Annotated in this window: 25 protein-coding genes; all 25 read right to left on the reverse strand. The window is 30.0% G+C overall.

Annotated features, from left to right (window positions below):
- Positions 1-276: 276 nt before the first annotated feature.
- Positions 277-828, reverse strand: coding sequence for a sugar transferase (locus B4G36_RS05625; protein ID WP_291062617.1), 552 nt, complete (start codon positions 826-828; stop codon positions 277-279).
- Positions 829-960: 132 nt separating this feature from the next.
- Positions 961-1,320, reverse strand: a complete 360-nt coding sequence (locus B4G36_RS05630; protein WP_291062619.1) for a four helix bundle protein — start codon at positions 1,318-1,320, stop codon at positions 961-963.
- Positions 1,321-1,441: 121 nt separating this feature from the next.
- Positions 1,442-2,347, reverse strand: coding sequence for an NAD-dependent epimerase/dehydratase family protein (locus B4G36_RS05635; RefSeq protein ID WP_291062621.1), 906 nt, complete (start codon positions 2,345-2,347; stop codon positions 1,442-1,444).
- Positions 2,348-2,350: 3 nt separating this feature from the next.
- A complete protein-coding gene (locus B4G36_RS05640; protein WP_291062623.1) occupies positions 2,351-3,496 on the reverse strand; it encodes a glycosyltransferase family 4 protein in 1,146 nt (381 codons plus the stop codon).
- Positions 3,486-4,559: a glycosyltransferase gene (locus tag B4G36_RS05645; protein ID WP_291062625.1), complete on the reverse strand. Its 1,074-nt coding sequence runs from the start codon at positions 4,557-4,559 to the stop codon at positions 3,486-3,488. The genes B4G36_RS05640 and B4G36_RS05645 overlap by 11 nt, the downstream gene beginning before the upstream one ends.
- Positions 4,556-5,428 (reverse strand): glycosyltransferase family 2 protein, encoded by an 873-nt coding sequence (locus B4G36_RS05650; protein WP_291062627.1) that lies wholly within the window; start codon positions 5,426-5,428, stop codon positions 4,556-4,558. The genes B4G36_RS05645 and B4G36_RS05650 overlap by 4 nt, the downstream gene beginning before the upstream one ends.
- A complete protein-coding gene (locus tag B4G36_RS05655) occupies positions 5,428-5,922 on the reverse strand; it encodes a hypothetical protein (protein ID WP_291062629.1) in 495 nt (164 codons plus the stop codon). The genes B4G36_RS05650 and B4G36_RS05655 overlap by 1 nt, the downstream gene beginning before the upstream one ends.
- Before the next feature lie 9 nt (positions 5,923-5,931).
- Positions 5,932-7,023: an EpsG family protein gene (locus B4G36_RS05660; protein WP_291062631.1), complete on the reverse strand. Its 1,092-nt coding sequence runs from the start codon at positions 7,021-7,023 to the stop codon at positions 5,932-5,934.
- Between the two features lie 2 nt (positions 7,024-7,025).
- Positions 7,026-8,111 (reverse strand): glycosyltransferase family 4 protein, encoded by a 1,086-nt coding sequence (locus tag B4G36_RS05665; protein WP_291062632.1) that lies wholly within the window; start codon positions 8,109-8,111, stop codon positions 7,026-7,028.
- A gap of 5 nt (positions 8,112-8,116) precedes the next feature.
- Positions 8,117-9,121 (reverse strand): glycosyltransferase family 2 protein, encoded by a 1,005-nt coding sequence (locus B4G36_RS05670; RefSeq protein WP_291062634.1) that lies wholly within the window; start codon positions 9,119-9,121, stop codon positions 8,117-8,119.
- Entirely contained in the window at positions 9,114-10,241 is a 1,128-nt protein-coding gene (locus B4G36_RS05675; RefSeq protein ID WP_291062636.1) for a polysaccharide pyruvyl transferase family protein, read from the reverse strand. The genes B4G36_RS05670 and B4G36_RS05675 overlap by 8 nt, the downstream gene beginning before the upstream one ends.
- A complete protein-coding gene (locus B4G36_RS05680; RefSeq protein ID WP_291062638.1) occupies positions 10,238-11,449 on the reverse strand; it encodes a Coenzyme F420 hydrogenase/dehydrogenase, beta subunit C-terminal domain in 1,212 nt (403 codons plus the stop codon). The genes B4G36_RS05675 and B4G36_RS05680 overlap by 4 nt, the downstream gene beginning before the upstream one ends.
- 80 nt (positions 11,450-11,529) lie before the next feature.
- Positions 11,530-13,017, reverse strand: a complete 1,488-nt coding sequence (locus tag B4G36_RS05685; protein WP_349676931.1) for an MATE family efflux transporter — start codon at positions 13,015-13,017, stop codon at positions 11,530-11,532.
- A gap of 39 nt (positions 13,018-13,056) precedes the next feature.
- Positions 13,057-13,917, reverse strand: coding sequence for a glucose-1-phosphate thymidylyltransferase RfbA (gene rfbA / locus B4G36_RS05690; RefSeq protein WP_291062642.1), 861 nt, complete (start codon positions 13,915-13,917; stop codon positions 13,057-13,059).
- Between the two features lie 267 nt (positions 13,918-14,184).
- On the reverse strand, positions 14,185-14,745 hold the full coding sequence (gene rfbC, locus B4G36_RS05695) for a dTDP-4-dehydrorhamnose 3,5-epimerase (RefSeq protein WP_291062644.1): 561 nt from the start codon (positions 14,743-14,745) through the stop codon (positions 14,185-14,187).
- A gap of 82 nt (positions 14,746-14,827) precedes the next feature.
- Positions 14,828-15,178 carry a four helix bundle protein gene (locus B4G36_RS05700; RefSeq protein WP_114998499.1) on the reverse strand — a complete coding sequence of 117 codons (351 nt, stop codon included), beginning with the start codon at positions 15,176-15,178 and terminating at the stop codon, positions 14,828-14,830.
- Positions 15,179-15,299: 121 nt separating this feature from the next.
- Positions 15,300-16,346, reverse strand: a complete 1,047-nt coding sequence (gene rfbB / locus B4G36_RS05705; protein WP_291062647.1) for a dTDP-glucose 4,6-dehydratase — start codon at positions 16,344-16,346, stop codon at positions 15,300-15,302.
- A gap of 6 nt (positions 16,347-16,352) precedes the next feature.
- Positions 16,353-17,696 (reverse strand): nucleotide sugar dehydrogenase, encoded by a 1,344-nt coding sequence (locus tag B4G36_RS05710; protein ID WP_291062649.1) that lies wholly within the window; start codon positions 17,694-17,696, stop codon positions 16,353-16,355.
- Positions 17,693-18,709, reverse strand: a complete 1,017-nt coding sequence (locus B4G36_RS05715; RefSeq protein ID WP_291062651.1) for an NAD-dependent epimerase/dehydratase family protein — start codon at positions 18,707-18,709, stop codon at positions 17,693-17,695. The genes B4G36_RS05710 and B4G36_RS05715 overlap by 4 nt, the downstream gene beginning before the upstream one ends.
- Positions 18,709-19,128 (reverse strand): adenylyltransferase/cytidyltransferase family protein, encoded by a 420-nt coding sequence (locus B4G36_RS05720; protein ID WP_188319460.1) that lies wholly within the window; start codon positions 19,126-19,128, stop codon positions 18,709-18,711. Before B4G36_RS05720 ends, B4G36_RS05715 begins: the two co-directional genes overlap by 1 nt.
- Before the next feature lie 101 nt (positions 19,129-19,229).
- Entirely contained in the window at positions 19,230-20,222 is a 993-nt protein-coding gene (locus tag B4G36_RS05725; RefSeq protein ID WP_291062653.1) for a mannose-1-phosphate guanylyltransferase, read from the reverse strand.
- A 129-nt stretch (positions 20,223-20,351) separates the two neighbouring features.
- Complete coding sequence (gene pyk / locus B4G36_RS05730) at positions 20,352-21,794, reverse strand: pyruvate kinase (protein ID WP_291062654.1); 1,443 nt, start codon at positions 21,792-21,794, stop codon at positions 20,352-20,354.
- Between the two features lie 32 nt (positions 21,795-21,826).
- Positions 21,827-22,285: an IPExxxVDY family protein gene (locus tag B4G36_RS05735; RefSeq protein WP_114998513.1), complete on the reverse strand. Its 459-nt coding sequence runs from the start codon at positions 22,283-22,285 to the stop codon at positions 21,827-21,829.
- A gap of 4 nt (positions 22,286-22,289) precedes the next feature.
- Positions 22,290-23,042, reverse strand: coding sequence for a ribonuclease III (gene rnc, locus B4G36_RS05740; RefSeq protein WP_291062656.1), 753 nt, complete (start codon positions 23,040-23,042; stop codon positions 22,290-22,292).
- Positions 23,042-24,295 (reverse strand): beta-ketoacyl-ACP synthase II, encoded by a 1,254-nt coding sequence (fabF, locus tag B4G36_RS05745; protein ID WP_114998517.1) that lies wholly within the window; start codon positions 24,293-24,295, stop codon positions 23,042-23,044. Before fabF ends, rnc begins: the two co-directional genes overlap by 1 nt.
- Between the last annotated feature and the right edge of the window lie 6 nt (positions 24,296-24,301).

Here is a 24,301-nt window from a genome sequence, read left to right on the forward strand (position 1 = left end):
CGTATTCATCATATGCTTTTTTCCTCTTATAAAATGTGATCTTTTTAACGCCAAAAAATTTATATGCTATAGAGTTATTTCCATATTCTTTGGCATATTTTAGAACTTGTAGTTTTTTACTATAAGTTAAATATGCTGCTATTTCTTTTGTCTTTTTAATCATCATAAAGCTATATTAGTTTTTTACTAATTTAGTCTACGAGGATATGACGTACCCACAATTATACAAAATAAAAAAGGCTCCTAATGGAGCCTTATCTATTTTATTATAGTATGTTATTTCTTTACAGCATCACCTTGTCCACTTCCTGTAACGGTAGCCAAAATGTATTTAAAATAATTACCAATAGACATGGTTTGATACATTTCAGCATCTAACTCGGCTAACTTTTTAGGTGTAGACATATCTACATTATTAATTTGTCCTAAACCAGTAATTCCTGGTAAATAATTAAACACACCTCTTTTCTCACGCTCTGCAATTAATTCTGTTTGATTAAATAAACATGGACGTGCACCAACTAAGCTCATGTCTCCTAAAAATACGTTGATCAATTGAGGTAATTCATCTAATTTAGATTTACGTAAGAATGTTCCAAACTTCGTTACTTGAGCTTGAGAGGCCAAATGTGATGCAACCGATTTGGTATTTACGTCCATTGTTCTAAATTTGATTAGTTTAAATGGTTTTTTACTTTTTCCTACACGTTCTTGTACAAAAATAGGTGAACCCGTATCGAATAAACCGATAATGTATAATATAACTCCTATTGGCCATAAAAATAATAATCCAAAAAATGAAAATAATATATCGAATAATCTTGTCATAATTGTTAGTTATTTGTTAATAATGATTGGTTATTGGTAAAATGCTTATTAGTTACTAATTACTGGTTACTAGTTACTAATTACTGGTTACTAGTCACTCCTCTCTAATTACTCCTCGCAAGTCACTAGCCTCTAGTTCTTATTTTTTATAAATTTTATAAGACCATTTAACATTTTAGCTATTTGTTCTTGCTTTGAAATGAATTGATCTAATTGATTTTTAGTGATAAATTTTAAATTAAAAGCGATTATTAACTGTGTTTCTAATTCTGCTGAACTACCTAATGCAATATATAAAAACTGTATAAATTCTTTATCCGATTGGCGTGCTGCTCCTTCTGCAATATTACTTGGTATAGATACAGAAGCCCTTCTCATTTGACTCGTTAAACCAAATTTTTCTTCTTCAGGAAATTGTTTTGTTACCACGTATATCTCTATAACAAAATCAATCGATAGCCTCCAAACCTCTAAATCTTTATGTTTTTTCATTGATTAATAGTTATTTGTTAATGGTGATTAGTTAATAGTGATTGGTTACTAATTACTTGTCACTGGTGATTGGTTACTAGTAACTACTCCTCCCTAATTACTCCTTACTAGTCACTAATCACTAGCTCCCAGTCTTAAAGCTTTTAATTGTTTTTTGTATCCCTTCCTCAGCCGTTAAAGGTAATTTATCAATCCCTAATGCTAATTTAATTTTTTGGTTAGAGACTACGTAACTCTCAGTTAATTTCTTTACTCGCTCTGAATTTAAAGGAAAGTTAATGACATCCCCACATTTTGCTATTCCTTGAATTAAACCTTTAGGAATTGGTAAAAACTTAGCCTTACGATCTAATGCTTTATTTATGGCTACAATTAATTGGTTTGTTGATAAATATTGATCATCAGCAAAATTATAGATACCAGAAACCACTTCTTTCTTGATTAACATTTCATGCACCAAATACGATAAATTATCAATACTTAGAAATGAACGATTATTTTCGAAATTTACTAAAGGCCATGGAATACCTTTTTCTACGACTTTGTATAAAAGGTTCAAATTTCCTTTGTTACCCTGTCCATGAATCATACATGGACGAATGATGAATAAACGCTTACCTGCTGGTAATTGCTGAGCTAATAAATACTTCTCCGCTTCGTATTTCGATTTTCCGTAAAGTGTTAATGGATTTGGAATAATGTCTTCTTTTACAACCCCATCGGCTGTATCTGCTACTGCCTTTACTGAACTAAAATAAAAGAAATCTTTTACCTCAGATTTTAAAAATTCTTGAAATAACTGAATCGTTAAATCGCGATTTATTTTAAAATATTCAGCTTCTTCAACTGTATTTTCTAAATCATGGGCTTTACCTGCTAAATGAATGATGGCATCTGTAATTGGATTAAATTGATGTACCCAATCTCCTCTTAATGATAAAGATAAAATCGTTATATTTTTTTCTTGTAAATAAACACCTAAATTAGTTCCTACAAAACCTGACGCACCTGTTATTGTTATTTTCATTTATTAATATCCTAGTTTAATATTTATAGTGTCCCAAATTAATTTTTGCTCAAAGTCATTAAGAACAAATTTACGTCCTTCTTCACCGTGATATCTCACTAAATCTCTATCGTTATAATACTTTAATATTGACTCTTCTATACTTTCAGATGTATTTTCTATAAATGTACCTGTTATATTTTCTTTTATTGCTTCTTCACACCCTGTTGCTTTAGTTATTATAACGGGTAACTGCATTGAAGACGCTTCTAAAGATACCGTAGGAAACCCCTCACGGTAAGTTGCTAATATAAATACATCCATTAGCTTAAAATATATTGATGCATCTGGTACATAATCTGTAAAAATAATATTCGGATCGTTTAAAATAGTATTTTTAGTTTCAGCTGTAACACTATCTTTTTCTTCAAATGGACCTACCAATAATAATTTAATATTCTTATTTTGTTTGATATTTTTCCATGCATTAATCAAATCATCAATGCCTTTATCATGTACTATACGTCCAACATATCCAACAATAAAATCTTCTTCTTTAATCTTTAATTTACTTTTTAAAGCCTGTATTTGATTTATATCATAGTTCTCAGGATTAAAACGATTTAATGCATCTATTCCATTACATGTCCCTTTTCTTAAAATTAGATTTTTACGACTGGTATTTAATCTATCTTTTAATGCAATATTTTCAACACCATAACTCACATTTACCACTTGATGTGCAAGACCACCGCTTAAACGTTCAATATTTTTTAAGATAGTTCTTTTAATCCCCTTAGAAGTTTCATATGCAATACCATGACGGTAATAAATACGATGGGGAACATTAGCTATAAATGCAGCAAGCATACCTACCATACCTCCTTTTGGCGTATGCGCTACAACGTAACCAAATTTCTCTTTACGGATATATTTTATCAGTTTATAAATGGCGACTAAATCTTTTAACGGATTTATACTCCTCGTAATTTCAACACTAAAAGGTGTATAGCCAAATTCTTTACTCCATTGTTTTAATTCTAATGATTCTGAACAAGCTAGATGATAATTATTACCCGTTTTTTTATTTAAATAATTAAATTGTTGCCCAAAAAAATGTTTGATAACAAAAGAGATGGTTACAATGTGTAATACTTTTTTATTTTGCATTATAAAAAGTTATTAATTTTTCAACCATAATATTAATATCATATTTTTTAGATTTTTCTAAGCAATTATTTATTGTCTGTTGATATAAATTTGAATCATTTAAATCTAAAATTTTAGAACTTAAATCCTCTACATTACTTGGTTCGAAAAGTAGACCACCACCTTCAACCACTTGTGCTAAACCTTGCACATTAGAAGCAATTAATGGTATTCCACTTGCCATTGCTTCTACAGCGACTAATCCAAACCCTTCCCAATGTGAACTCAGTATAGCAATGTCACACATTTTCATTAAAGGATATACATCATTACGAAGACCTAAAAATGTTACACGATCTTGTAACTCTAATGTTTCAACTAAATCTTCTAAAATTGGTCGTCTAATCCCATTACCGACTAAAAGTAACTTATAATCTTCTGGCAATAACTTTAAAGCTTTAATGACTGTATCTTGATCTTTTTGTTCTCTAAAACCAGCAACCATGATTAATAATTTATCTTCTTGTTTAAAATTAAATGTATCGCGATCATGTTTTACACTTTTAATTACGGTACTTAAATTCACTCCATTTTCTATGACTAAAAGCTTATCATCATTTAAATTCAGTTTTTCTTTTAAAGTAGTCTTAACCTCATTTGTAATACAAATTACGTTATCATAACACGCATAAATTAAATTTTCTATTAATCTAAACTTCTTGTTCTCCAAACGTCGATTCGATGTATTATGTTCCGTAAAAAATAACTTTACTTTTTTAAAGCAAAATAAACGTGCAATAGCTGCAAAATATTGAGCAGGAAATAAATGCACATGAACGACATCATATTTATAGAAATATGGAATTAATTTTAGAATATAAAAAGGATTATAAAATGAATCTCCTAAAGTATTAATCGTACAACAATTTATAGCTTCTAACTCTTTATACAAATGTGTTTTTTCTCCATTTAGTAAAACCACATCAACTTGATACCCTTTTGTTACTAAAAGGGGGACTGTTTCTCGTATAAGCTTTTCAGCACCACCTACACCTAAACTATCTATAATTTGTAATATTCTCAATTTTTATCCTTAATTAAAAAAATTAAACTTAAAGGCAAACCAATTATAGAATATAAACAGTTAACTGATTTCCAATTTTGATAAAAACTATCTTGGTTATATTTTGCAAATCGCCAATAATTAATATTAGCTCTTATTTTATAAAATAAACTAATTGGCATGTTCTGTAATTCTTTGTAAAATAAAACCGAACCTTTCGGAAATTTTTTACGTAATTTAAAACTGTTATCTGACAGTCCTCCCTCTAAATATTCAGCGATATAACAAATCTCTGGAAACCATAACATTTTATATTTTAAACCTATTCTGTTCCAAACTAATCCCTCTGTTAAAAAGCGTTCTTCATCAATTTTAGGAAACGGATATTGTTTCATCACTTTTGTTTTAACGATTTCTGCCATATCGCCTTTAATTTTATATTTGAATCGAAAAGCAAAAACATTAGCTAAGATTGGAGCATTAAAATTATTTGAACCGATCGGAGTTACTTTATCATACCCCTTTCTTAGTGATAAACCAGCTATTGATGAATCATCCTTTATTTTAACATAATTTTGCGTAATAAATTGAATTGCATTCTCTAACAGATAATCATCGCTATCTACAATAAAAAAAAGTTCTCCTTTAGCCAGTTCAACGCCTTTATTTATTGCAATGTGTTTCCCTGCATTATTTTGTTTGTAATAGGTTATAGAGATTAATTTTTCTTTAATAAATTCTCTAACCGTTTCTTCCGTATTATCTATAGATCCATCATCTACTATAATCCATTCAAACGATTTATTAGTTTGATTACTCAAACTTATATATAATCTTTCTAATAATTGAGCTCTATTATAAGCAGGAGTGAAAATTGAAATAACTGACATTAAAAAACAAATTTATTATTTATATACTTTGCTGGTAAATTATAATTTATGACTTTAGCATAATTGCCAACAGCAGTTGCATTTGTAGGAATATTTTTTGTGACAACACTTCCTACTCCAATAGTAATATTATCGCCAATTACAGCTGCTTCTCCTTCATTCGCTCCTATACTTGTGTATTCTGACATATTCACATTATTCCCAATAATTGTAGTTGGATTAATAACAATTGGTCCTGAATGTCCTATATAGAAACCATATCCTATTTTAGTTTTATGACTTATATCAATTTTATATTTTATTCTTTTAATATTTAGAATAACAAAACTTATTTTACTAATAATAAAATTACTATGCTGACATAGTCTAAAATAAACCATATAATTCCCCCCCCTATTAAAAAAATATTGTATTATAAAATTTTTAAGACTAATAGACTTTGTATATCTATATAAGTCTGAATGAATATATTTAATTATTTCTTTAGTATTCATATAATTATTTTAAAATAAAAAACTTTCATAAGGTAAATATCCTTCTCCATTGTCAAATACTAATAATTCTCTTATAAAAACTACTAAACAATAAAGAAATACAAGTAATAATATAAATAATCTATCTCTTTGCTTATAGACACTGATTAAATTTATAATCATTAAAATATATCCTATAATAAAATAACCTTTTACTCTGGCTATAATATTAAAATTATAGAATGCAAATGTTAAACAGTAGAATACTAAGAAAAGAATAAAAATTGTATTAAAATATTTTGTATTACTCTCTATAATCGTTCTTTTTGAAAGAATAATATAATATATAGGAATCATTTCAATAAAATTAAGAACGTTTATTCCTGAGCTACTATTTTCTACATAATTATTTAATTTATCAGAAAACACTTCACCTGGTAGATAATCCGAGATTAAAGTACCGAATAACAAGCCTAAATTTGAAACACCTATAAAAAATGAAGCAATTAATACTAAAACTGCTACTTTATTTGTTATCTTTATTTGGCTTACGTAATAAATAATAATAAAAACTAAAGCACTCGTATGAAATTGACTTGCTAGAATACATAGAAGTAGAAATGGAATCAATTGTCTTTTATCAACAAAACGTAATGCATACCAACAGATTACCATTGCTATTATTTGTCTTTGAGCAGTAAAAAAATAGTATAAATAACCTTTTGCTAAAAAGATTAATACAAATAGAAAATAATATTTCGAATACCTTTTTATTGATAATGACAATAGAAATGAAGTAATAATACCTAATACAAGGAGAAATTCATTAAAACTTAGACCAAGTTCTTTAAAAAAAAAACTTAATACTAAATATCCTTTTTCAAAACTTATTAGATAGAACTCTTCTGTCGTAAAAATACTTGATAGCTCAGTAGGTAAATGCTCAAATGCTAATCTATAAAAATGAGTATCATACCCTCCTAAAGATATAACTCTGCTTCCTGAAAAAATACCAAGCAAAATCATTACTATTACTATTCCATACTTATAATTCTTTTTGAAATAAATATTGTCAAATGCTAATGCTCCTATTGTAAAATATAAAAGGATATAGGGTGTCATTATTATATAGAATTAAAAAAAACTATCCACTTACTATTAATCACATCTTTATGAAAATATTTTACTTTTTGATGTGCATTTTGACTCATTATTAATCTTAATTCTTCATCTTGTATTAATAACTTTATTTTAGCAGCCATTTCATAAATATTAAAATCTTCAATCAAAAAACCATCCACATTATTTGTAATAATATCTGATGGTCCAGATTTACAATTAAAACTAATACAAGGTAAACCATGTGCCATTGCCTCTACTAAAACCATCCCAAATCCTTCAAATCTAGAACTAAGCACGTAAAATGCTGCATTACGGTAATACTCTTGAATATTTGAAGTACTTGGATTAATTTTAATATTTTTAATCTTATGCTGCTCGATAAAATTATCTAGAGAGTCTTTATCTCCATAATCATCCCCTACTATATTTAAAGTCCAGTCAGGATATTCGTTATTTATTTTACTAAAAGCTTCTACTAATAAATCAAATCCTTTTTGAGAAGTTATACGTCCAATAGCTAAAATATTCTTTGTTTTATTTTCATTATATTTTTCAGATTCAAATGGAACAGCATTTGGAATACAAACACAATTTTTGGGATTATATTTTTCCTTTATAATTATCGTTTCTTCCTTCGTCAGCATTACCACATTAACCTTATTATAGAATAATTTTCTTAAATATAAAGACAGCTTATTCATTACCGTTACTGAAAAGTGTTCACAAGATACAATTTCTAAATGTTTTGGTTTGGCTAAATATAAAATATAAGCAGCTAAATAATTTGTACTAATCGCCACAGTATCTTTTGGAAAATTATAAATAGAAAATAATTTTTTTGTACTTTTTAATAATTTATAGTAGTATACAAATTTATTCTCATTATTCTTAACATTTAAATTAATAATATTAATATTAAATTTTTCTAAGTTAAAAACAGGATCTTTTTTTTCAGAAAATAGCACTAATGTAACATTAGCTTTTTTACTTGTTAAAAATTCTATCAGATTAATTAACACCCTTTCCGTACCTGCTAATATATCAAAATGATCGTGATATATTATATAATTTTTTCTTTTTAATTCCATTATTATTAAATAATTTTCAATCTATATTTTACATATAATTTAAGATATAGATTAGCTAATAGGAACATTTTATATTGTAATAATTTTACATAAACACGTTTTATTACATTACTATTATTCATATTACTTAAATCGTATGTATTAGTAAACTTTTTTAAATATTGTAATCTATTTGCTTTATATAAATTTATATTTCTTGGATCGTATATCGTATAAAGTGTTAATGTCATAAATAAAGAAAGACTATTTTTAATTTCATTAATACTTTTTATATCTGTTTTATAAAATTCGCCTATATCCTTATATGTTTTTAAAAGATTGCTTAAAGATTTTTCCATTTCCTCATACGTATAATTTTTAAAAGAAGCAGATTCTTTATGTATTAAGTAAAAATATTTATGCTCTTTAATAAATTTTAGTTTATCTATATGTTTATAATATTCAAGAAAAAAAATTAAATCTTCACCAAATTTAATATCAGATTTAAATTGTAATTGATACTTTTTTATCAGATTTAAATTATAAAGTTTACAAAAAGGAAAACCATTATTTAGAATATTATTCTGAAAAATTTCCCCTAAATCTTTAGTCTTATATTCCTTGTATTTATAATTATCTGTAATTATACTTTTATTATTTTCTACACGTACTAAATCCTGTATTAATAAGGTATTCTGATTTAATTTTTCTTTTAAAAAACTAGATATATACTCCTTATCAATATAATCATCGGCATCAATAAATAATATATATTCTCCTGTAGCTATATTAATCCCATTATTTCTTGTTTTACTAACCCCTTGATTAGCTTGGTTAATAATAATTACACGATGATCTAACTTTTTGTATTTATTGCAAATAGTTAAAGAATTATCTTTTGACCCATCATTAATTAAAATTAATTCTATATTCTCATATGCTTGACTAAGTATAGATGTAATACACTTTTTAATATATTTTTCAGCATTGTAAATTGGAATTACAATTGAAATTTTTATTGAGTTACTCATTTATAAATTTCTTAAAATATTCTAACGAAATATTTTTTTCTTTATTAAGCAAATTATTAACCTTGTTGTAATCTATAGGCTCGCTTAATTTAGAAATTATTTGTGTTTCATCAATTTTATAAAATAAACGATCTTCTAGATCTAATTGCTTTAACAAAGATTGAAATCTTGACATCCCTCTTTTTTTATTTCCTAATGCAATAAACGGCTTGTTAAAAATAATAGAGAATACCATTCCATGAAAAGAGTCTGTAATTACATATTTAGCTGAATAAAAAGATTGTAACCAATCTGGTAAAGATTCAGCTTTTAATCCATCATACTTTTTATAATTTTTGTAGTTTACTTTAAATAGAAATTCTGACGCTAATTCTATAATATTTAAATCTAAGTTTAGCTTAGTTTTAATTTGATTTAATGCTGTTATTTTTTCTGTATCATTATCTAATACATAAGCGTATATATTTTTATGTTGAATATCTTTCAGAGAAAAATTTAAAATATAATCTTCTTTATGTAATAACAATGTTGGATCTATTAAATGTTTTATATCTTTAAGATTAAAATTATCTTTACAAACATCTATACCTGAAGATTCTCTTACTGCTATACCATCAAAAGAATCTAAAGCATTGGTAACATAGGCTGTTTCATTTTTATATTTCCATGTATCAACTCCAAAAGAAGCTGCATACGCAAGCTTTTTAATATCTTTATCTAAGCTATTAAAATCTAGAAACATTAATTTCTTTATATCTCCATAGGCATAATCTAAGCGCCATACTTGGTCACTACCCGTAATCAATACATTAAATTTATTTTCTGCTAAATAATTATTAACATCTTTATATGAATGAAAAAAAGGAGACAAACTTAAATGTTGTTTAAAAAACACCTCAAATTCAATATTCACATTCTTCTTAAAATTCGAATAACGACTTAGTATTAAATCTTTTATTAATGATTTACATTTTGCTTTGATAGAAGAATGAAATTTGTAATCAATTGTTTGAACTTCACAATTAAAATTCTTAATTAAGAATGTTTGCAAAGCATAATTTTGAAGAATGCCACCATAATTATAGTTACGTAATGGAAGTGTGAATATGGCTATTTTCATTTATTAAATTTTTTATTTATCTTATTAAATAAAGCTAATAATTTTAAATGTTTGTACATTTTATTGTTATAGACATCTTTATCCCTAAATTGTTTCCAAATATTTATAGATTGTTTTCGTGTATTTCTTCTACCTAATTGGATAATTTTAACATAGATATTATTATCTTTTTTAAATCTCTTACGATAATATGCTTTTTTACCAATTAAATTATTTCTAAAATATATGGAATCTTGTCTATGCCTAAAACTAGCATTTTGTGATTCTATAACTTTTGATTTGTCTATATTTTCAACAGAAAGAACTTTATTATTTATTCCTTCTTTAATTAAATCATCTGCAAAAGTAGATCTGGTAATAATTATACTATTTCCTAAACCATCATTTTTATATTCTGGTAACCATGCATCGCCCAAAGAAATATCTGCTAATTCAGTTGCAACATCATCACAAAAGTCACACGCATTTGATTTAAATACACCTGTACCCCACATATCTCCAAGTGGACTCATCTTTTGCGTTTTAAAAATATTATCTTTATTAAATGCTCCAAAAGAATAATCTAATGCCGTAGATTTAGCATCTTTAATACGGTATTGCTGATTATAAAATTTATCTTTAATCCCTGCTGATTGACTCAAATAGTCGGTAAAGAATTTACTCTTTAGCCCACCACAAATAATCCCTAGAACAAAAGGTATTTTTTCTTTGTATTGAGGATTATAATGTTGTTTTAAACGAATCGCTTTTACAAAACAAGCTACTCCAGAAACTGCTACTTTTCCTTGTTTTTCATCAATTTCTTTAAATAAACGTTCTAAAGTAACTGGTATATAACGCGTTTTTGATATTTGTTTAATTTGATTAACTTGATTAAACCACTGGTATTGGTAAGTCCCATTGATTTCTTTTACAATAAATAAATGATCTACAATCTTTTTTTCTAATAATTGTTCAAAAATATAGGTAGCAATACCTCCAGATGATGACGTTTCTCTAAATTCATTCGCATATCCTACATATGTATTTTCAAATCGTCCAATTTTTAAATCATTCTGATTTGCTTCAGGAAATATTTGATTTGCTAATATATCTTCGTCTTTTACCTCATCCTCTGGATTTGGATTAAAAGGACATAATTTAATGGCATCCTCATTAAATGAATTATCTAAAGTTGGTACTAAAAAACCTTCCTCATTCCAAATCATTTTTGATGTATTCGATTCTGTTGTGCATAAACCACATCCAACACATAATTCATTCTTTACAATATCTTCTATTTTGTAGCTCACTTGATCAACTTATTTTTAATAATATTTTTTAATAATATATTTTCGTTTTTACTCAATCCAAAACAAAAAATGAATATAATAGTTAGAATTGATATTTCTATTGATTGAATTAGAAAGTTTATTATATCTTGTGTTACCGGATAATTAACCTTAATAAAATATTCAGCACTAAAAGATAAAAAAACAACTAACACTACTCTAAAAAAAATCGTAGTATAATATTTATTAAGATTAATATTTAATACTTTTTTTAGAAAAAACAATCTAAATTGCAATGATAAAATAGAGATTAATATACCTATAACAAATACTGAATAAGAAGAATAACCTAATTTTAATGCTAAATATCCTAAAGGTAAATTAATAAATACCAATACACCCACTACGATTTGATACCATTTTATTTGACCTGTTGCCTGTACTCCTGTCATTAAGGTTCCTGATAAACTATCAATTAAAATTCCAATCAAAGCCAACTGAACAAATGAAGTGGTATATGCTGGTACTTCGTTTAACCATAACCTTAAAATATACTCTGTATTTAATAATATAGGCATTACTAAAAAAAGCATTAAAAAAAATGAAATTTTAGACCCTTGAAAAATTAAATTTTGGGTTTGTACGATATTTCCTTGTGAATATTTTTTTATAATTTGAGGATTAAATGCCATTTGTAAATTTATCGCAAACATATTTACGGCACTTACCACTTGATTAGTTATCCCATAAGCTGCATTAATTACTGTCCCAAAAAATAAATTTAAAACTAAATTTATTCCTTGTCCCTTGGCTACTGCTGCTACATTACCAAATAGATTCCATCCTGAATAACTAATTAACTCTATAAAATAAAGTTTATCATACACAAAATGATATTTGCTTTCTTTAAATTGTTTGCGGCAATAGATTTGATAAAGCATACGAATAATAAAACTTACTACAAATGTTAAAACTGCATAATAAATTAATTTATTATTAGAAATTAGCATTAGGGTAAATACCGTTCCTAATTTTAAAAAAGCTTCTAAAATACTCATATACGCATATACCTTCATACGCTCACGTGCTATAATTAACGCATTATAAGGTACTTGTATAATACTTAATAAAAAGGTTAGAATAGAAAACTGATACACTACATTTACTGCATATGTTTTATCTACTGGAAAAACCATTTTATAATTGACATACCATAAACCTAAAGTTTCTGCTATGATTAAACCTAAAATTGCTATCCCAAAATGAACTGTTAATGTGGCACTAAATGTTTTTTGGAGTTGTTGAAAATCACCTTTCCCAATGTCATGTGCTAAATAGCGTTGAGTTGCAGAAGACATTGCTCCATTGAAAAAACCAATCATGGTTACAATTCCTCCTACTAAATTGTAGATTCCATAATCTGAAACACCTAATTCTTCTAATACAATACGCGAAGTATATAAGGTAATCCCCATTATTAGGAACATCCTTATGTACAGAAACATTGTATTTTTGGCTATTGTTTTATGAGATGACAAAATATTTTATTTTATAATTTTCATCAAATATTCGCCGTACCCACTTTTTTTCAAGGGCTCGGCTATTTTGATTAATTGCTGTTTGTTAATGTACCCCATACGGTAGGCAACCTCTTCTATCGCACCAATTTTCATTCCTTGACGCTCTTCGATAACTTGTACAAACTGCCCAGCTTGCATCAACGAATTAATCGTTCCGGTATCTAACCAAGCTGTTCCACGATTAAAAACACCAACTTTCAACTTTCCTCTTTTCAAGTATTCGGCATTGATATCTGTGATTTCTAATTCGCCACGTGGAGAAGGTTTGATATTTTTTGCAATTTCTACCACATCATTATCATAAAAATACAATCCTGGAACGGCATAATTTGACTTGGGTTCAGTTGGTTTTTCTTCAATTGAAACAACTTCATTTTGCTCGTTAAATTCAACTACTCCGTATCGTTCGGGATCGCTCACCTGATAAGCAAAAACCAAGCCACCATCTGGATCTGCTGAATCTTGTAATAATTTAGACATTCCAGAAGCGTAAAATATATTGTCACCCAAGATTAAGGCTACTTTATCATTTCCAATAAATTCTTCTCCCAAAATAAAGGCTTGTGCCAATCCATCTGGACTTGGTTGTTCTTTATACGAAAATTTACAACCAATTTGAGAGCCATCGCCTAATAATTTTTCGAAATGAGGTAAATCGTGAGGCGTAGAAATAATCAAAATCTCATTAATCCCTGCCAACATTAAGGTTGATAATGGGTAATAAATCATTGGCTTATCATAAACAGGCATCAATTGCTTACTTACCGCCAATGTTAATGGATGTAATCGCGTTCCTGAGCCTCCGGCTAATATAATTCCTTTCATGTTTTTTTTGGTTGTTAAAACGGTTAGATGGTTAGATGGTTAGATGGTTAGATGGTTATATGGTTATATGGTTATATGGTTATATGGTTATATGGTTATATGGCAAAATTAGTCTTTTTAACTTTATCACCTCCTAACCTTTTAACCTTTTAACACCTTTAATGTTATATGGTTAGATGGTTATATGGTTAGATGGTTATATGGTTATATGGTTATATGGCAAAATTAGTCTTTTTAACTTTCTCACCTCCTAACCTTTCTAACCTCTTAACCTTCTAACATCTTAACCTTAAACTCTCCAAACGACTGCGCTTCTTCATCTTTTTCAGAAATAATCATTTTATCCGAAGGGATTTGCCAATCAATATTCAATTCTTGATCTAAAGGATTAACTCCATTTTCTGATGCTTTATTGTATCCATTATCACATTTATAGAAAAAAGTTGCTGAATCAGAAATAACCGAAAAACCATGTAAAAATCCTCTTGGAATAAACAATTGTTTTTTGTTTTCTGCAGATAATTCTACTGCAACTGATTGACCATAGGTTTCAGAGTTTGGACGAACATCAACTGCAACATCTATTACCGCTCCTTCTACCACACGAACTAACTTTGCTTGCGCATGTTCTCCCGCTTGCATATGTAATCCACGAACTACACCGTAAGAAGATTTAGACTGATTATCTTGTACAAAAGTTGGCTTGTATCCCAAAATTTCTTCTATTTTATTTTCGTTATACGACTCAAAGAAATAACCTCTCGAATCTTCAAAAACAGTCGGTTCTAAAATAAAACAACCTTTTAATTTAGTTTCTGTTGCTTTCATTTAATTGTCAATATTGTTTTATAATGTTAATAAAGTTGATAAGGTTATAAAAGGTTGATAAGGTTAGATAGATATAAAAAGGTTAATCTATTCTCAATGATTTAATCAATTTAGAAAGCATACTTTTTATATAATTTATACTCTTTTGAAATTGTATTAAATTACCAATAAATCCTAATCGAAAAGCTATTTCCAGTTGCGTTTCAAGTTCACTTACTGAACCTAGCGCAATATAAAGAAAACGTATAAACTCAGCTTGACTTTGTCGACCTGCTCCTTCTGCAATATTACTTGGAATAGAGACCGCACTCCGCTTCATTTGACTTGTCAATCCGTAAAGTTCTTCTTTAGGGAAAATTTTTACAGTTTCATAAATACAGACGACTAAATCCATAGATTCTTGCCAAACTTTTAATTCTTTATGACTAGCCATATTTTTTAAAGTTTTATATGTGTGGTGGTAAAAAAGGCTTAAGTTGAAATGAGAAAATAGAGAAATGGGGAGAACTAACTTTCTTAACTTTCTTAACTTTCTTAACCTTATAACCTTCTCCTTATTTATACTGTATATCGTAATAATTTTGGTAATCGCCAGAGGTTACATTATCCAACCATTCTTTGTTGGATAAAAACCAATCAATTGTTAGACTCAAACCTTGTTCAAACGTCACACTTGGTTTCCAGCCTAATTCTTCGTTGATTTTAGTTGCATCGATGGCATAACGTAAATCATGTCCTGGACGATCTTTCACAAAGGTGATTAATTGTTCTGAAGTTCCTGCTTCTTTACCCAATTTTTCGTCCATTTGTTTACACAATTCTTTCACCAAATCGATATTTTTCCATTCGTTGAAACCTCCTACATTGTAAGAACCTCCATTTTTTCCTTCATGGAAAACTAAATCAATCGCTTTGGCATGATCGATTACAAATAACCAATCGCGCGTATATTTTCCATCTCCATAAATTGGAAGTGGATTATTATTTAAAATATTATGAATACACAACGGAATCAATTTTTCTGGAAAATGATTTGGTCCGTAATTGTTCGAACAATTCGTTATCACAATTGGTAAACCATAGGTGTCATGATAGGCTCTCACAAAATGATCCGAAGATGCTTTTGAAGCAGAATAGGGCGAATGCGGATCATAAGACGTTTCTTCCGTAAAAAAACCTTCATCTCCTAAAGCGCCAAAAACCTCATCTGTCGAAACATGATGAAAACGTTTTCCTTCAAAATTATTGTTCCAAATTGTTTTTGCAGCATTCAAAAGATTAACCGTACCAATCACATTCGTCATCACAAAATCTAACGGATTTGTAATCGAACGATCTACGTGAGATTCGGCAGCTAAATGGATGACTCCATCTGGTTGATACTGTTCAAAAATCTCTAAAATATGTTTCGCATCCGTAATATCTGCCTTTACAAATGTATAATTAGGCTGATTTTGAATATCTTTTAAATTTTCTAAATTTCCTGCATAGGTCAACGCATCAAGATTGATAATTTTTGTTTCAGGATAGTTTAAGACAAATTCTCTTACAACATGAGAACCGATAAATCCAGCTCCTCCTGTAATTAAAATAGTTTTCATAGTATTTTATAGTCGTTTATCAACTTCTTCTTTAGGCAAAGCCCCTTTTACATCATAAATCACTCCGTTTTCTTTTAAATAATCAGTTAACTGAAGATTTAAAAATTCGTCGTGTGATACTGTTAGAATGATGGCGTCGAATTGGTGAACTGGTGAATTGGTGAACTGGAAAACCTGATCCAATGTATTACAAAAAGTTATTCCGTATTCATGGTTTACCTCATCTGGGTTAGCCCAAGGGTCTAACGTTGTCACCTCTATTCCATATTCTTCTAAAGCATGAATCACATCAATTGCTTTTGAATTTCGTATATCGGGGCAATTTTCTTTAAAGGTAATTCCTAAATTGAGAATTTTTGCGCCTTTTACTTTGATATCGTTATGAATTAATAATTTTACAACCTGAGAAGCTACAAAGGCTCCCATCGAGTCATTCAATCGTCTTGCTGCTAAAATTAATTCAGAATAATATCCAATTTCTTGTGCTTTTTGAGCCAAATAAAATGGATCAACACCGATACAATGTCCACCAACCAAACCTGGTTTGAATGGTAAAAAATTCCATTTTGTTCCAGCAGCTTCCAACACATCATTGGTATCAATATCCATTAGCGAAAAAATCTTCGATAATTCGTTAATAAACGCAATATTGATATCACGTTGCGAATTTTCGATGACTTTCGATGCTTCTGCAACCTTGATTGTCGGTGCTAAATGCGTTCCTGCGACAATTACGGATTGATATAAATCATCAACAATTTTTCCAATTTCTGGCGTTGAACCTGAAGTTACTTTTAAAATTTTCTCAACCGTGTGTTTTTTATCGCCTGGATTAATTCGCTCTGGAGAATATCCCGCATAAAAATCTTGGTTAAACTTCAATCCCGAAGAATGTTCCAATACTGGAATACATTCTTCTTCTGTAACACCTGGATAAACCGTAGATTCATAAATAACAATATCATTTGGTTTCAACACTTTACCTACCGTTTCCGAAGCTTTTTTCAAAGGAGTCAAGTCTGGTCGATTATTTTTGTCTACAGGAGTTGGAACGGTTACGACATAGATATTAGCGTCTTTGATATCGTCTAAATTAGCTGAACAGAATAAACCATGGGTTGGTTGAGCTGTTGAATAGTTTAATTGATTAATTGGATTCTCAGTAACTAAAACTGATTGCAATACTTCATCAGAAACCTCTAATGTTAAGTCGCGTCCTTGGTTTAATTCAGCAATACGTTTCTGATTGATATCAAACCCGACAACAGGGTATTTTGTTGCAAATAATCGAGCCAAAGGTAAACCTACGTAACCTAGACCGATAACTGCTATTTTATGTTGTTGATTCATTTATTATAATATTTTCTGTACCATTGTACAAAGTTATACACTCCTTTGTCAACCGGATAATGAGGATTATAACCAAATTTATCTTTCAACTCTTGGACATCAGCCCATGTTTGATTGACATCTCCTGCTTGCATCGGATACATTTCTAAAATAGCTTTTTCACCTGTTGACTTTTCGATTTCTTTGATAAAATCTATTAATTGAACAGGTTTACTATTTCCTATATTGTATAATTGGTATTTTTCTTTAATATTTTTATCTTCAAGTATTTTGTCAATTCCTTGAATAATATCATCAATGTAAGTGAAATCGCGTGATAAATCACCATGATTAAAAACTTTTAAAGGTTGATGATTCAAAATAGCATCTGTAAACAAAAACATGGCCATATCTGGTCGTCCCCAAGGTCCATAAACGGTAAAAAAACGTAAACCTATGGTTTGGAAATTGTATAAATGACTATACGCATGAGCCATTAGCTCGTTTGCTTTTTTAGTAGCTGCGTATAAACTAATAGGATGATCAACGTTTTGATTTGTTGAAAAAGGAACATCTGAAGAGTTTCCGTAAATACTTGAACTACTTGCGTACAGTAATTTTTTGACGTTATAATTTCGGCAACATTCTAAAATATTTAGAAAACCGACCAAATTACTTTGTCCATAGGCATCAGGATTTTCGATACTATACCGAACACCAGCCTGAGCTGCCATATTAACAACCGCATCAAACGAATATGTTTTAAAAAGTTGAGCCAATGACTCTTTATCTTCTAAATTCATGCGATAGAAAATCATCTTTTCTTCGTATTTAGAAGAAAGAACTTTCTGCCCAAAATTTGAAGCAAATTCTTGATTGATTCCTAATTCTTTTAATCGATCATATTTTAACTGAACAGTGTAATAATCGTTAATGTTATCAATTCCAACAACTTTGATGTTTTTTTCGATTAATTTTTCAGCTAAATGGTAACCTATGAAACCAGCTACACCAGTTATGAATACTGTTTTCATTATTTCTCCTTTTCAGAAGTCGCAACTACTTTTCTTAATCCAGAACTAGAGAAGCGGTGTGTACGCTTGTTGTAGTAAATTTGAATATGATTATCTAAACAATATTGTTTTCCCGTAAAGTCGATATTTCGGTATTCTTCCCCTATAATTCTAACATTTATGGGTAAAGCACTTAACATATCAAACAAATCTTGTTCGGTTTCGTAAGGAATAATTTCGTCGACATATCGACAACCTTCCAATTGAATATAACGCTCTACGATGGATTGTGTAGGGCTATTTTTTGAAGGGTCTACACTTGCAGGATCTGTATTAAGTCCTACAATTAGGTAGTCGCATTGTCTTTTGGCTTCTTCGAGCATCATCACATGACCTGCATGAAGAAGGTCAAATATACCGAATGTAATTCCCGTTGTCATTTTATAATACTATTGTTGGAACGACAAATTTAGGGATTTATATTGAATTAATTATAAGCTTTTATGACATAAAAAAAGCACTCAAATCGAGTGCTAGGTATTTAAATTAATTCAGAATTTCTTTTTTCTAAATGCGTGTAAACATTCTTTACTTCCTGCGAATATTCTTTTTGTAGAATTAAATTCGCTGTTGGGGTATTCACAAAAATAGTATTTTGCAAACCTACAAAAGAAGTATACACATCTGTTCCAATCACCATGTTTCCATTACGATCGACATAATGGCCGTTCATCACAAAATAATCATACAAGGATTCGAAAGAACCTAAATCATTCCAAACAAATTTTGCTGGAACTACTTTTATCTTCTTGCTTCGTTCCATTACGGCATAATCGATACTATTTGATGGAATATTCATTGAAAGTTCTTCGTTCAATTCTCCGTTAATATTTTCTGCCCAAGCAATTTTTGAAGCTTCGTAAATTTCTTTTTCAAATTTCTTTAGTTCTTTCAATAAAACACGTGCTTTGAAACAAAACATTCCACTATTCCACAAAAAATTACCTTGCTCGATAAAATCTTGCGCCGTAATATGATTTGGTTTTTCGCGGAAAGAAAGTACATTATCTCCTTTGTGCTCAATATAGCCATAACCTGTTTCTGGACGAGTTGGATGCACTCCAAATGTGACGATATAGTCATTTTGTGCTAATTCGATTGCTCTATTCATCGCTTCTTGATAGGCTTCCATATCTTCAATCAAATGATCAGATGGTGTCACAATTAGAATATCATCATCCTCAACTGCTAAAGCTGCAAATGCAATTGCCGCTGCAGTATTACGTGGAACAGCCTCTACAATTTTCGTGTATTCAACATTCATTTTATCAAGTACTTCTTGACTTAAATGGTCATTATCTTTATTCCCAATCACCATTAATTTATCAGCAATTGGACGATTTCTCTGAATCGTTAACTCAAATAAAGATTGCCCATTAAACAAAGGTAAATATTGTTTGGGATGACTTTTTCGTGAAAGTGGCCAAAGTCTACTCCCAACACCACCAGATAAGATCACATTATAAATACACATAAATTCTTCTAATTCGAACTCGTAAAGATATTAAAAACTACTATATCATAGCATTCTATTATGATTTTTCTTTTAAACACAAAAAAAGCGTTCAAAAATGAACGCTTTAAAGTATTAGTATTGATTTTATTAAATCATCGAAATACGTAGTGTATTGGTAATTCCTTTCTCAAATGCTGGCATTGCATTTAGATTGATGATATAATCACCATATTCTACATAACCCGCATTTTTCGCCAAGATATTTACTTCAGTTACCGTTTGATCCGTAGATGTATCGCGAGGATCATAATTGATTGCTTTTACTCCCCATAATAGGTTCAACATACGGTTAATACGTTTACTTGGATTGAAAACCAAAATAAATGAATTTGGACGATGTGATGAAATTTGGAACGCTGTATAACCAGAATACGTCAACGTTGCAATTGCTTTCGCTCCTGTATCTTCTGCCATTTTAGCTGCATTGTAACAAACCATATCAGTTACGAAACGTTCGTTTTTGATCTTTGGTTTGTGTTCTGGTACATGTACGTGCTCATCATCTTCGACTGTTTGAAGAATCTTCGTCATTTTCTCGATAACTTGTACAGGATATTGTCCTACAGAAGTTTCTCCAGATAACATTACCGCATCTGCTCCATCAAAAACTGCGTTTGCAACGTCAGAAACTTCCGCACGAGTTGGTGTTAAACTCGAAATCATAGTTTCCATCATTTGTGTTGCAACAATAACTGGCTTACGCGCTAATTTCGCTTTGTCAATTAATTGTTTTTGCGCTTTTGGAACGATTTCAAACGGAACCTCAACTCCTAAATCTCCACGAGCAACCATTAATCCATCCGAAAATTCTAAAATATCATCGATATTTTCTAATGCTTCAGGTTTTTCAATTTTAGAGATAATTGGAATTTTTACTGTTCCATGTTCTTTGATAAAATCAGATAAATCTTTTACATCTTGTCCCGAACGAACGAAAGATAGTGCAAACCAATCGACACGATTTTCGATTGCGAATTTTGCATCTTCTTTATCTTTTTCTGTTAAAGCAGGTAAAGAAATATTGGTATTTGGTAAGTTAACTCCTTTTTTAGAACGTAGCGGACCTCCTTGAATCGTTTCTGCTTTTACAGTATCTGTTCCGTTTGTCTCGATTACTTTGAAGATTAATTTTCCGTCATCAATCAAAATATTTTCTCCCACTTGCACATCTTGCGCAAACTTTTTGTACGTCATAAAAACTTTTTCTTTCGTTCCTACAACATCCTCGTTGGTGAATGTTAAAATTTCTCCTGGATTGATTACGAAATCTTCGTGTTCCATTTTTCCAATACGCAATTTTGGACCTTGTAAATCCGCTAAAATTGCAGTATTGTAGCCATGATCGTTATTTAATTGATGAATTGTTTCAATCTTACGTTTCACATCCGCATAATCTGCGTGCGAAAAGTTGATACGGAACACATCTGTTCCTTTTCTCATCATTTCTAATAAAATCTCTGGACTATCGGTTGCCGGACCTAAAGTCGCAACAATTTTTGTCTTTTTAAGATATTGTCTATCGTAAATCATAATTTTTCCCTTTTTTTATGCACAATATTTTGTTAGAAAACCAATTGATCTGCATTGCTAATCAAATCGATATCTATTTTTTTGATCGTTTTTATAAAATCTTTTTCTACAAATGGTAGTTGAAGATATTGTAGTTCATCTTCCCAACCAGAAATTTTTACTACATAGTTGCAATCCTTGTAATTTGGCACAAGAATAACGCTCCCTTTGAAAAGATTTGATAAATCTACTTCATTTTTTTTAAAATCGTATTGATTTGGCGTATTTTTAATGATATGATAATCTATTTTATTTGCTTCATCTAACCATTGATAGGTTTCGAAAAAATAAGTATGCTCATCTAACCGAATATCCAAATCCTGAATACGCTGAAAACGCGTATCAAAAGTAGAGTTGAGATGGAAAATAAATTGTGTAGAAGTGTTAAAACTAGAATTTACGCCTATGAGATGAAAATCTATCCAATCATCATATAAGAGTAATTCTGCCATGTTTCTAAACTTTTTCTATTTTCTTTTGTAGCGAATAGTACGCACGTTTTGCTGCGCTTTCTTCCGCTTTCTTTTTAGAAGTTCCTCTCCCTTTCGAGATGACTTTATCATTGAGACGGATAACGGATACAAAAACTTGCAAATCTTCTGCATTTTGCTCCTCAAATGTATTGAATCTTATCGTATTTCTCGTTTTTTGACTCCATTCCAAAATCAACGATTTGTGACTTGTAATCGTGTGTTCCAAACGGTCTAAATCCGCATAAGGGTCAATAATTTTGACTTGAATAAATTTTTGTACGGCAGCTATACCTCCATCAACATAAATTGCACCAACCAAAGCTTCCAACATATCACCATTTACGTCTTCACCCAAATTGTTGTGATTGTTCATTGGATCCAAATAATCTAACAAGCCAAGTTGTTTGGAAACGGCATTCAATTGTTTACGCGAAACAATTTTAGAGCGCATTTTTGTCAAATAACCTTCTTGTTGATCGGGCGCTTTGTAGTATAAGTAAATTGCTGCAGAAGCACCAAGTAATGCATCTCCTAAAAACTCTAATCTTTCAAAGTTTATACTGTTTCCATTTTCATCTTTTTTCTGTGCAGATCTGTGGGTAAATGCTTCTTTAAAAACCTCAACATTGCGAGGAGTATAACCCAAAATCGACTTCAAAAATTTCAAAAAAGGATCAGATGAATTTGAATCATCACGATGATTTTTAAAAGAAAATAATTTTTTTAAGAAAGACATTACTTATACTTCTTAAATATCACACAAGCATTGTGACCACCGAAACCAAAAGTATTACTCAATGCATAATCTACATTTTTCTCTTTTGCTTTGTTAAATGTATAATCGATTTTAGGATCAAGATTCTCATCATCCGTAAAATGATTAATTGTTGGTGGAACGATACTGTTATTGATTGCTCCAATAGCCGAAATCGCTTCAACAATCCCTGCACCACCTAATAAGTGACCAGTCATAGATTTTGTTGAATTGATTTGAATATTATAAGCATGTTCTCCAAATAATTTTTGAATTGCTTTAGATTCTGCAATATCACCTAATGGTGTAGATGTTCCGTGCATATTGATATGATCCACGTCTTCTACGCTGATATTGGCATCTAATAAAGCCTCTCTCATCACATTTAATGCGCCTAATCCTTCGGGATGTGGAGCTGTAATATGGTGAGCATCTGCTGTCATTCCTGTTCCTACTAATTCTGCATAAATGGTAGCTCCACGCGCAATAGCATGTTCGTACTCTTCTAACACAATACATCCAGCTCCTTCTCCCATTACAAAACCGTCACGGTCTTTGTCGAATGGTCTTGAAGCAGTTTGTGGATCATCATTTCGTGTAGATAACGCATGTAATGCATTGAAACCTCCAATACTTGATGCTGTAATCGCAGCTTCTGAACCTCCTGTTACAATTGCTTCAGCTTTTCCAAGTCTTAATAACATATAAGCGTCAATAATTGCATTTGTTGAAGAGGCACATGCCGAAACAGTTGTATAATTAGGTCCCATAAGACCAAATTCCATTGAAATATGACCAGGCGTGATATCTGCAATCATCTTAGGGATAAAGAAAGGATTGAAACGTGGTGTTCCATTTCCTGTCGCGTAATTCGAAACTTCTTCTTCAAACGTTTTAATTCCACCGATACCAGATCCCCATATAACGCCGATACGCTCTTTGTTTACATTTGTATCTTCTAAGATTCCACTGTGTTTTATTGCCTCTCTAGCTGCAATAATTCCCAATTGGGCACAACGGTCAATTTTTCTTGCCTCTTTACGATCAAAATGATCTTCGATATTGAAGTTCTTGATCTCACAAGCAAATTGTGTCTTAAAAAGAGTTGCGTCAAAAAGCGTAATAGGCGCAGCGCCACTTACACCATTCACTAATCCATTCCAGTATTCTTGGTATGTATTTCCGATTGGTGTTAGCGCGCCTAAACCTGTTACTACTACTCTTTTTAATTCCATAAAATA

This window comes from Empedobacter sp. UBA3239 (assembly GCF_002362875.1).
GTDB classification, from domain to species: Bacteria; Bacteroidota; Bacteroidia; order Flavobacteriales; family Weeksellaceae; genus Empedobacter; species Empedobacter falsenii_B.